The 10,182-nt window shown below is 72.2% G+C and carries 10 protein-coding genes; 4 read left to right on the plus strand and 6 right to left on the minus strand.

Going from position 1 to position 10,182, the window contains the following annotated elements; translation table 11 throughout:
* Positions 1-4 precede the first annotated feature (4 nt).
* Positions 5-1,276, plus strand: coding sequence for a 4-aminobutyrate--2-oxoglutarate transaminase (gabT, locus tag IF22_RS0112805; protein WP_030331561.1), 1,272 nt, complete (start codon positions 5-7; stop codon positions 1,274-1,276).
* 55 nt (positions 1,277-1,331) lie between these two features.
* Here the strand turns inward: gabT and IF22_RS0112810 are convergent, their stop codons facing one another.
* The 6 genes from IF22_RS0112810 to IF22_RS0112835 form a co-directional block, all read right to left on the minus strand.
* Complete coding sequence (locus IF22_RS0112810) at positions 1,332-2,006, minus strand: RlpA-like double-psi beta-barrel domain-containing protein (protein ID WP_030331563.1); 675 nt, start codon at positions 2,004-2,006, stop codon at positions 1,332-1,334.
* Between the two features lie 57 nt (positions 2,007-2,063).
* The gene (locus tag IF22_RS0112815) at positions 2,064-2,741 is read right to left on the minus strand and encodes a M15 family metallopeptidase (protein WP_030331566.1); all 678 of its coding nucleotides are present in this window, start codon (positions 2,739-2,741) and stop codon (positions 2,064-2,066) included.
* Positions 2,738-3,868, minus strand: coding sequence for a D-alanine--D-alanine ligase family protein (locus tag IF22_RS0112820; RefSeq protein ID WP_030331568.1), 1,131 nt, complete (start codon positions 3,866-3,868; stop codon positions 2,738-2,740). Before IF22_RS0112820 ends, IF22_RS0112815 begins: the two co-directional genes overlap by 4 nt.
* Entirely contained in the window at positions 3,865-4,875 is a 1,011-nt protein-coding gene (locus IF22_RS0112825) for a threonine ammonia-lyase (RefSeq protein WP_051708409.1), read from the minus strand. Before IF22_RS0112825 ends, IF22_RS0112820 begins: the two co-directional genes overlap by 4 nt.
* 73 nt (positions 4,876-4,948) lie before the next feature.
* A complete protein-coding gene (locus IF22_RS0112830) occupies positions 4,949-6,013 on the minus strand; it encodes a sensor histidine kinase (protein ID WP_030331571.1) in 1,065 nt (354 codons plus the stop codon).
* A complete protein-coding gene (locus IF22_RS0112835) occupies positions 6,010-6,675 on the minus strand; it encodes a response regulator transcription factor (RefSeq protein WP_030331573.1) in 666 nt (221 codons plus the stop codon). The genes IF22_RS0112830 and IF22_RS0112835 overlap by 4 nt, the downstream gene beginning before the upstream one ends.
* A 239-nt stretch (positions 6,676-6,914) precedes the next feature.
* On the opposite strand from IF22_RS0112835, the gene IF22_RS0112840 reads away from it, so the two are divergent.
* From IF22_RS0112840 to IF22_RS0112850, 3 genes are read left to right on the plus strand one after another with little or no spacing between them, the layout of a single operon-like run.
* Positions 6,915-8,192, plus strand: coding sequence for a GAF domain-containing protein (locus IF22_RS0112840; protein WP_030331574.1), 1,278 nt, complete (start codon positions 6,915-6,917; stop codon positions 8,190-8,192).
* Between the two features lie 48 nt (positions 8,193-8,240).
* Positions 8,241-9,746 (plus strand): aldehyde dehydrogenase, encoded by a 1,506-nt coding sequence (gene adh / locus IF22_RS0112845; RefSeq protein WP_030331577.1) that lies wholly within the window; start codon positions 8,241-8,243, stop codon positions 9,744-9,746.
* Complete coding sequence (locus IF22_RS0112850) at positions 9,746-10,090, plus strand: DUF779 domain-containing protein (protein ID WP_030331578.1); 345 nt, start codon at positions 9,746-9,748, stop codon at positions 10,088-10,090. The genes adh and IF22_RS0112850 overlap by 1 nt, the downstream gene beginning before the upstream one ends.
* Positions 10,091-10,182 lie beyond the last annotated feature (92 nt).

The following is a 10,182-nucleotide window of genomic DNA, read 5'->3' on the forward strand; positions in this document are numbered from 1 at the left end:
ACCCATGCCGAGTTCGGAGGAGTTGCACAAGCGGCGCGGCGACGCCGTCGCCCGGGGCGTCGGCAGCGTCATCACGTCCTACGTGGACAGTGCTGCCGGCGGGACGATCACCGACGTCGACGGCCGGGAGTGGATCGACTTCGCCGCCGGCATCGCCGTCACCAGCGTCGGCAACTCCGCCCCGAAGGTGGTCGAGGCGGTCCGCGCGCAGGTCGAGCGGTTCACCCACACCTGCTTCATGGTCGCGCCGTACGAGTCGTACGTGGCGGTGTGCGAGCACCTCAACGCGCTGACGCCGGGCGGGTTCGAGAAGCGTTCGGCGTTGTTCAACTCCGGCGCGGAGGCGGTGGAGAACGCGGTGAAGGTCGCCCGGCACGCCACCGGTCGACCGGCGGTGGTGGTGTTCGACCACGCGTACCACGGCCGGACCAACCTGACGATGGCGTTGACCGCGAAGAACATGCCGTACAAGCACCGGTTCGGGCCGTTCGCCGGGGAGATCTACCGGGTGCCGATGTCGTACCCGCTGCGCGACGGTGGGCTCTCCGGAGCGGAGGCCGCAGCTCGGTCGATCGAGATGATCGAGAAGCAGGTCGGCGCGGAGAACGTCGCCGCGCTACTCATCGAGCCGATCCAGGGTGAGGGTGGTTTCGTCGTACCCGCGCCGGGTTTCCTGCCCGCGCTGCGTGCCTGGGCGACGGCGGCCGGGGTGGTCTTCGTCGCCGACGAGATCCAGACCGGCTTCTGCCGGACCGGCGACTGGTTCGCCTGCCAGCACGAGGGCGTCGAACCCGACCTGGTGACACTCGCCAAGGGCATCGCCGGTGGCCTGCCGCTGGCCGCGGTGACCGGTCGGGCCGAGCTGATGGACGCGGTGCACGTGGGCGGGCTCGGCGGCACGTACGGCGGCAACCCGCTCGCCTGCGCCGCCGCGCTCGCCACCATCGAGACCATGCACGAGCTGGACCTGGTCGGGGCGGCCAGACGGATCGAATCGCTGCTGGTCCCCCGGCTACGGGCCATCGCCGAACGGGATCCACGGGTCGCCGAGGTACGCGGCCGGGGCGCGATGCTCGCCGTGGAGCTGGTGCTGCCGGCCACGCTCACCCCCGACCCGGTCGCCACCGCGGCGATCTCGGCGGCCTGTCACGCCGCGGGCCTGCTCACCCTGACCTGCGGAACGTACGGAAACGTGCTGCGCCTCCTACCCCCGCTGGTGATCTCCGACGCCCAGCTCAACCGGGGCGCGGACCTGCTCGACGCCGCCTTCCGCTGAGCGGCTGGGCGGCTGGGCGGCGGAGGGGCCCGGTGCACGGGCCCCTCCGCCGACGTCAGCGCAGCACCTCGACGGTGTTGCGGCGCACCAGGTTCTTGCCCGGCTCGCGGATCTGATCCATCGCCGCCGCGTTGAGCAGCACGCAACTGCCCGACGGGCCGGTCACCGTCACCGTGGTGGAGCGGTTGTTGTCCAGATTGGTCACCCGCAGCCGGGTACCCACCGGGAACTGCCCGCTGGTCGCCGCCGGCCCGGCCGCCTCCTCGAAGAAGGTGATCGCCCCGGTGCACGCCGACCGGGGCGCCGGTCCGGGCGCGCCGGGCGACGCCGCGCCGGGGCGGACCGTGCCGGGGGCCGGAGCGCCGGCGGGCGGCGCGGCGCCGTCGACGCGTTCCACCACGTTGCGGCGGATCACGTTCTTCCCCGGTTCCCGCACCAGCTCCATGGCCGCCGCGTTGAGCAGCACGCAACTGCCCGACGGGCCGGTCACCGTCACCGTGGCCGCCCGGTTGTTGTCCAGGTTCGTCACCCGCAGCCGGGTACCCACCGGGAACCGGTCGCTGGTCGCCGCCGGCGCCCCGCCCTCCGCCGAGAAGGTGACCGAGCCGGAGCAGACCGACGACCGGGCCGGGGCCGTGTCGGCGAACCCGAAGCTGGTCCCCACCGCCACACCCGCCGCGGCGAGCACCGCCACGCTCGCCGCCAGCACGTGCCTGCGCTGCACCCTCATCGCCGTCACTCCCGTCCTCGGTGGTGTCTTCACCCACCTGGTACGGGCCGCAGCGCCCTACCGTTCAGCCGGCACCGGTATCGATCGCGCGGCGGCCAGGTCAACCGGCCCGTACCGGGTACACGGCGCGCCGGTGATCAGCGCCCAGTAACGGTCGCCGTACGACCAGTGCCACCACTCCGTCGGGTAGTTCACCATCCCCGCGCCGCCCAGCGCGTCCACCATGATCTGCCGGTGCCGACGGGCGGCGCCGACGATCGCCGGGGCGTCGGTGAAGCAGGCGTCGGCGCTGTCCTCCGGGGTGGCGTCGATGGCAGTGCCCAGATCCACCTCCACCCCGTCGTCGGTGCAGAGCGTCAGGTCCACCGCGCCGCCGGTGCTGTGCGGGGCCACCTCGACCGGTGAGACGAACTTCGTCGTCTCCCGGTGCAGCCGCTCGGGTGACCAGTCCGGGTGTCGTCGGCGCAGCTCGTCCCGGTAGCCGGTGAAGATGGCCAGCTGCGCCCGGTACGGCCGGTAGCCCTCGACCACCAGCAGGCGCAGCCCACCGGGCAGGGCACGCTGCGCGGCGATCAGGCGGTCCACCACACCGGCGCGCAGCCGGGCGTACGCCCCGGCGGGGTCGGCCGCCCGGCCGTCGAGCCGCAGCTCCGGCACCTCCCGCAGGTCCACGAACTCGTCGCCGTCGTCGGCGCTGGGCACTGCCGCCACCCGGGGATCGGAGAGCAGGATCATCCGAGGCTCCCCACCGTGCTCGCCGACCGTTCCGCGTGCCGGACCCGGGCCAACTCGACGAGACGGTCCACCACCTCCCGGTAGGAGACCCCGACGGCGGCCCACACCTTCGGGTACATCGAGTGCGCGGTGAAGCCGGGCATCGTGTTCAGCTCGTTGACGTACAGCTCGCCGGTCGTCTCGACGTAGAAGAAGTCGACCCGGGCCAGACCCCAACCGCCGATCGCGGCGAACGCGCGCAGCGACAGCTCACGGACCCGCGCGGTCACCTCGTCCGGCAGCACGGCGGGGACGATCATCGGGTCGTCGTCGCCGAAGTACTTCTGCTGGTAGTCGAACCAGCCGCCGCTGACCCGCACCTCGCCGACCGCCGACGCCTCGGGACGCCAGCCACCGAGCACCGCACACTCCAACTCCCGGCCGGCGACACCCTGCTCGACCATGACCAGCTGGTCGTGGCGGAGCGCCTCCCGCACGGCGGCGGCCAGGTCGTCGCCCTCCCCGACCCGGGAGATGCCGATCGACGAACCCATGCTGGCCGGCTTGACGAAGAGCGGCCGGCTCAGCCCGGTCACCAGCTTCTCCGGGTCGTCGACCGTCCGGTAGGTGTGCGCGTCGAACGCCACGTACGGGGTGACGGGGATGCCCTCGGCGCGCAGCGCCCGCTTCATCGCCACCTTGTTCATGCCCACCGCCGAGGCGAGGATGCCGCAGCCCACGTACGGCACGTTCAGCGACTCCAGCAGCCCCTGCACCACACCGTCCTCCCCGTACGGGCCGTGCAGCACCGGGAAGAGCACGTCCAGCTCGGCGTGCACAGCGCCGGGGGCGTTACCGGCGGTCACCTGCACGACGCCCGGACGCGGACCGGCCCGCAACTCGACGGCCGGCCCGCTCACCACCAACTGGTCGTCGATGGCCCGCTCACCGGCCGGCCGGTCGCGCAACTCGGCCAGCAGCGCGTCGGGCATCAGCCGAAAACCGCCGCCGCGGGTGACACCGATGGCGACAGTGCGGTAGCCGCCACCGGCAAGCGCCCGGGCCACCCCGAGCGCGGACGCACACGACACCTCGTGCTCCGCCGACGGCCCACCGAACAGGATGCCGATCCGAACTGGCGCGCTCACGCCGCCGCCCCTTCCCCGGTCAGGTCGGCGGACCGGGGTGCCATCAACCGGGCCACCAACGCCGCCTCCACGTTCCCGCCGGTCAGCACCACACCGACCGTCCGCTGCCGGTCCGTCACCGGCGCAAGGCGGAGGGCGCCGGCCAGGGCCGCCGCGCCGGACGGCTCGGCGAGCACCTTGAGGTCGGTCAGGATCAGCCGGAACGCCGCCGCGATCTCGTCGTCGTCGACCCGGACGACGCCGCGCAGCCTGTCCCGCGCGATGGCGAACGGCAGCTCACCCACGCAGGACGGCCGCAGCCCGTCCGCGATGGTGGGCGCCGGTGCGACCGGCACGCGAACACCGGCCGCCAGGCTGCGGGCGAGCGAGTCGCAGCCCACCGGCTCCACGCCGTACACCTCGATGCCGGTGCCGGCGGCGGCCAGGCACCCGCCGGCCACCCCGCCACCACCGCCGACCGGTACGACGAGCGCGTCCAACGGTGTCCCCGCGCGCTCGGCGTCCTCGATCAGTTCCAGGCTCGCCGTGCCCTGCCCGGCGATCACGTCCGGGTGGTCGTACGCGTCGACGACGGGGTGACCGCTGTCGTCGCTGAGCCCGTTGGCCACCGCCACCCGCTCCTCGACGGCGGTGCCGGCGAACACCACCCGCGCCCCCGCCGCGCGGGCCCGCTCGACCTTCGTCGGTGCCGCGTCGACCGGCAGCACCACTGTCGCCGCGAGGCCGTGCTGTCGGGCCGCCAACGCCACCGCCACCGCGTGGTTGCCGGTGCTCTGCGCGATCACCCCGGTGTGCCCGGCCGCGGCGAGGCGACCGACAGCGCGCAGTGCGCCGCGCATCTTGTACGAGCCGCCGTGCTGAAGGTTCTCCGCCTTGAGCAGGACCCGGGCCCCGGCGAGTTCGTCGATCACCGGGGACCGCAGCACTGGTGTGCGGACCACGCGGCCGGCAAGCCAGCTGCTGGCCTCCTCGACATCGGCCCGGGTCTGGCCAACGGTGCGTGACATCGTCTCTCCTTTTTCGGGCACACCACGGGCGGGATCCAGCGGTACGTGGACCCCGGGACGGTGGGTGGAAGTGTCAGGTCACTGCGGGTAGCTGAACGTCGACCCGCAGGCCGCCGTGTTCGGCGGGCCGGGCCGCGATGATGCCGTCGTGCGCCTGGGTGATCGAGCGGGCGATGGCCAGGCCCAGACCGGCCCCGCCGCCCTGCGAGGTCCGGTCCCGGGCGAGCCGGCGGAACGGTTCGAACAGACCCGCCACCGCCTCGGCCGGCACGGGTTGACCGGTGTTGACCACCGACAGTGCGGGCACGCCACTCACCACGACGGTCAGCGAGCCGCCCGGCCGGTTGTACTTGATGCCGTTCTCCACCAGGTTGGTGACCAGGCGCTCCAGCAGCACCCGCTCGCCGACGACGACCCGGGGCACGAGGTGGGTGCCGATGGTGACCCCGGCCTCCCGGGCGCGGTCGAGGTATCCGGCGAGCACCGCCTCGACGATCGTGTCGAGCCGCTGCGGGATCCGCGAGCGCAGGCCCTGGTCACTCTCGCTGAGCGCGAGCAGACCCTCGATGAGGCGTTCGTTGCGCTCGTTGGTCTCCAGCAGCTGGCTGGTCAACAACTCCAACTGCTCGCCGGTGAGCGTCCTGGCCATGCCGACCTCGATGAGCGTCCGCTGCACCGCGAGGGGCGTCCGCAGCTCGTGCGAGGCGTTCGCCGCGAACCGCCGCTGCCCCTCGTACCCGGCGGAGACACGTTCCATCATCTCGTCGATCGCCCGGGCCAGCCGGGCCAGCTCGTCGCGGCCCCGGGGCCGGATCCGGTGACCGAGGTTCTGCGGGCCGAGGTGACCGATCGGCCCGGCCAGGTCAGCGACCGGGCGCAGGCACCACGCCGCGCCGAACCAGAGCCCCACCAGGGCGGCCACTGTCACCAGCAGCACGGCCCCCAGGGGCAGCATGTACGCCCCCGGTCGCACGTCGGCGCAGACGGTGCTCAGTCCCGGCACCGGCAGGTCACAGAACTGCCGCCCCCAGATCCAGGTCACCCCCGCCAGCCACTTGCCCATCGCCGGCAGCACCGGCCCGGCCAGCAGCGCCAGCAGGCCCACCAGCAGCACCCGACGTCGGGGCGTCCAGCTCACGCCGGTCCGCCGATGCGGTAGCCGGCCTTCGGAACGGTGTGGATGATCGCCGGGTCGCCGAGCTTCTTGCGCAGGGTCATCACGGTGACCCGCACGGCGTTGGTGAACGGGTCGGCGAACTCGTCCCAGGCCTGCTCCAGCAACTCCTCGGCGCTGACCACCTGACCGTCCGCGCGCAGCAGCACGTGCAGCACCGCGAACTCCTTCGGGCTCAGCGCGAGCGGGCGACCGTCACGGGTGGCCACGTGCCGGCCCACGTCCAGCGCCAGACCGTCCTGGGAAAGCACCGGTGGCAACGCCGGAGTGGACCGCCGCCCGAGGGCCTGCACCCGGGCCACCAGCTCGGCGAAAGCGAACGGCTTGGTCAGGTAGTCGTCCGCGCCGAGGCCGAGCCCTTCCACCCGGTCGCGGATGCCAGCCGCCGCGGTGAGCAGCAGGACCCGGGTGCCGACCTGGGAGTCGGCGATGCTGCGGCACACCTCGTCACCGGTGTGCCCCGGCATGTCCCGGTCGAGCACCGCGACGTCGTACCGGTTCACCCCGACCCGCTCCAACGCACCGTCACCGTCGTAGCAGACGTCGACGGCCATCGAGAGGCGACGCAGCCCTTCGGCCACCGTGTCCGCCAACAACCGTTCGTCGTCCGCCACCAGCACCCGCACGTTTGTCCGCTCCCCCATTTCGGCTTGCCCGGCATACCGTCGCAGGCCCGGGTTAAGGGTTCTGTAAGCACCCGCCGCAGCCATCCTCCACGCGCGTGTCCAGCGGGCAAACCATCGCCAGCCAGCGGATGTCGGCTTCGTTCCTGGCTCACGTCGTCTGCGTGGTCCGTCCCCGACAACCACGGCGGTTGGCGCTAGCGGGTGAGCTGCGTCACGATGGGGGCCGAGGAGGTCGCCCGATGGCTGACCCGTGGCTCGCCCTGGAGTTCGGCGTCGATCCGGCGGAGCGGATCGCGCAGGTCGGCGCCGCCCACGAGGCGTTCCTGACCGCTGGCTCGGCCCCGCACCGGGTACGGGACGTGGTCCGTCGTTCCTGGGAACGCTCGGCCCGGCTCGACCCCGAGGCCACCCCGCCGATCGACCTGGCCGACGACGTTCTGGCCGCGTACCGGGCGGCCCACCCGCTGGCCCGGGTCCTGCCGCTGTTCCGCGACCTGCTCGGCGGCATCGCCCAGGACGGCGCGCACCTGATGGCGGTCTGCGACGCGCACGGGCGGCTGCTCTGGGTCGAGGGGCACCCGGGTGTGCTGCGGCACGCCGAGCGGATGAACTTCGTGCCCGGTGCCCGTTGGGACGAGACACACGCCGGCACCAACGCGCCGGGCACCGCGCTGGCCGTCGACCACAGCGTGCAGATCTTCGCCACCGAGCACTTCAGTCGCCCGGTCCAGCGGTGGACCTGCGCCGCCGCACCGATCCACGATCCCGCCACCGGGCGGCTGCTCGGCGCGATCGACATCACCGGCGGGGACCACCTGGCCAATCCGCAGAGCCTGGCGCTGGTGCGGGCCACCGCCCGGGCCGCCGAGGCGCAGCTCGCCGCCGACCGACCGCCGGAACCCGGCGTGGCCACCGTTACCGCGCTCGGCCGCGACGAGGCGGAGCTGCGGCTCGACAGTCGACGCGTCCGGCTCGGCCGACGGCACAGCGAACTGCTGGTGCTGCTGCTCCAGCACCCCGAGGGACGCACCGGTGAACAACTCGGCCTCGACCTGTACGGCGACGACCGGCTGCACCCAGTAACCCTTCGTGCCGAGCTGTCCCGGTTGCGGCGAGTGCTCGGCCCCGAGTTGCTCGACTCCCGCCCGTACCGGCTACGCGGCACCGTCCGCGCCGACTTCACCACCGTCGCCGACCGGCTGGACCAGGGCGATCCCGCGGGGGCGCTCGACGCGTACCCCGGGCCGTTGCTGCCCGGCTCGGACGCGCCGGGAGTGACGCGACTGCGCCGGCTGATCGACGGTCACCTCCGCGCCGCCGTGCTGGCCACCGCGGACCCGGCGCTGCTCGCCGCCTGGACCGCGACGCCGGCCGGCGCCGACGACCTCGCCGCCTGGCAGGCCCTGGCGCGGGCGCTGCCGGTGGGCGCGCCGCGTCGGCCCCTCGCCCTCGCGCGCATCGATCAGCTCGCCGGGGAGTACGACCTCCAGCGCGCAACGTGGCTGCAACGTTCCTGAAACTAGCGTCGCCGTCGGCACACCCGCACAACGACGGCGGAGGTAACCATGACGCGCTACGACGCGCCCACCCACTGGCAGTCCCGTTACGACCACTTCATCGGCGGCGAGTACGTCAAGCCGCACGGCGGCGCCTACTTCGAGAACCCGACCCCGGTCACCGGGCAGACCTTCACCGAGGTCGCCCGCGGCACCGCACCCGACGTGGAGAAGGCCCTCGACGCGGCACACGGCGCCGCCGACGCCTGGGGCCGGACCCCGGTGGCCGAACGGGCGCTGATCCTCAACCGGATCGCCGACCGGATGCAGGACAACCTGGAGTCCCTGGCCATCGCCGAGAGCTGGGAGAACGGCAAGCCGGTCCGGGAAACCCTCGCCGCCGACATTCCGCTCGCCATCGACCACTTCCGCTACTTCGCCGGGGCGATCCGGGCCCAGGAGGGCTCACTCGGCGAACTCGACGACGACACCGTGGCGTACCACTTCCACGAACCGCTCGGCGTGGTCGGGCAGATCATCCCGTGGAACTTCCCGATCCTCATGGCGACCTGGAAGCTCGCGCCCGCGCTGGCCGCCGGCAACGCCGTGGTGCTCAAGCCGGCCGAGCAGACACCAGCGTCCATCCACTACTGGCTGTCCCTGGTGGCGGACCTGCTGCCACCGGGAGTGCTGAACATCGTCAACGGTTTCGGCGTGGAGGCCGGCAAACCGCTCGCGTCCTCCGCCCGGGTCGCGAAGGTGGCCTTCACCGGCGAGACCACCACCGGGCGGCTGATCATGCAGTACGCCAGTGAGAACATCAAACCGGTCACGCTGGAGTTGGGCGGCAAGAGCCCCAACATCTTCTTCGACGACGTCAGCGCCCACTCCGACGACTTCCTTGACAAGGCGCTGGAAGGCTTCACCATGTTCGCCCTCAACCAGGGCGAGGTCTGCACCTGCCCGTCGCGGGCGCTGATCCAGCAGGGCCACTACAGCGACTTCCTCGCCGCGGCGGTCTCCCGCACCGAGCAGATCGTGCAGGGGCACCCGCTGGACACCGACACGATGATCGGCGCGCAGGCCTCCAACGACCAGCTCGAAAAGATCCTGTCCTACCTGGACATCGGCCGGCAGGAAGGCGCCCGTGTACTGACCGGAGGATCGCGTGCCGACTTGGGCGGCGACTTGTCGGGCGGATACTACGTTGAGCCAACCATCTTCGAGGGCGACAACTCGATGCGGATCTTCCAGGAGGAGATCTTCGGGCCGGTGGTCTCGGTGACCTCCTTCGCCGACCTCGACGACGCCGTGAAGATCGCCAACGACACCCTGTACGGGCTGGGCGCGGGCGTCTGGAGCCGGGACATGAACACCGCGTACCGGGCCGGGCGGGCCATCCAGGCCGGACGGGTGTGGACCAACTGCTACCACGCGTACCCGGCGCACGCCGCGTTCGGCGGGTACAAGCAGTCCGGCATCGGCCGGGAGAACCACAAGATGATGCTGGAGCACTACCAGCAGACGAAGAACCTGCTGGTCAGCTACTCCACCAAGAAGCTCGGTTTCTTCTGATGCCGGTCGTCTCCGTCACCCCCGCCGCGGCGGAGTTGATCCGGTCGCTGCGGGGGCGGCACGGCCCGCTGATGTTCCACCAGTCCGGCGGCTGCTGCGACGGCAGCGCCCCGATGTGCTTCCCGGCGGGCGAGTTCCGCACCGGCGCCTCCGACGTGCTGCTCGCCTCGCTCTCGGTCGACGGGGTGGCTGAGCCGGTCGAGTTCTGGATGTCGACGTCACAGTGGGAGTTGTGGAAACACACCACGCTGACCGTCGACGTGGTGCCGGGCAGAGGCAGCGGCTTCTCCCTGGAAGCCCCCGACGGCGTCCGCTTCCTCATCCGCTCCCACCTGGCCCCGTAACGCCCCACCCACCCCACCCCCCGCTCGCCGATCTTGCACTTCCTGTCCCGACCTATTTGCCATCGAGGACATTTCGGCAACACAAAATGCAA

The sequence above is a fragment of the Micromonospora parva genome (assembly GCF_000718515.1).
In the GTDB taxonomy this organism is placed as follows: Bacteria; Actinomycetota; Actinomycetes; order Mycobacteriales; family Micromonosporaceae; genus Micromonospora; species Micromonospora parva.

Coding starts and splice junctions, on each gene's coding strand:
- IF22_RS0112815 (WP_030331566.1), bottom strand. CDS start 2,741: ATGATCCTGCTCTCCGATCCCCGGGTGGCGGCAGTGCCCAGCGCCGAC.
- adh (WP_030331577.1), top strand. CDS start 8,241: ATGACGCGCTACGACGCGCCCACCCACTGGCAGTCCCGTTACGACCAC.
- IF22_RS0112810 (WP_030331563.1), bottom strand. CDS start 2,006: ATGAGGGTGCAGCGCAGGCACGTGCTGGCGGCGAGCGTGGCGGTGCTC.
- gabT (WP_030331561.1), top strand. CDS start 5: ATGCCGAGTTCGGAGGAGTTGCACAAGCGGCGCGGCGACGCCGTCGCC.
- IF22_RS0112840 (WP_030331574.1), top strand. CDS start 6,915: ATGGCTGACCCGTGGCTCGCCCTGGAGTTCGGCGTCGATCCGGCGGAG.
- IF22_RS0112825 (WP_051708409.1), bottom strand. CDS start 4,875: ATGTCACGCACCGTTGGCCAGACCCGGGCCGATGTCGAGGAGGCCAGC.
- IF22_RS0112850 (WP_030331578.1), top strand. CDS start 9,746: ATGCCGGTCGTCTCCGTCACCCCCGCCGCGGCGGAGTTGATCCGGTCG.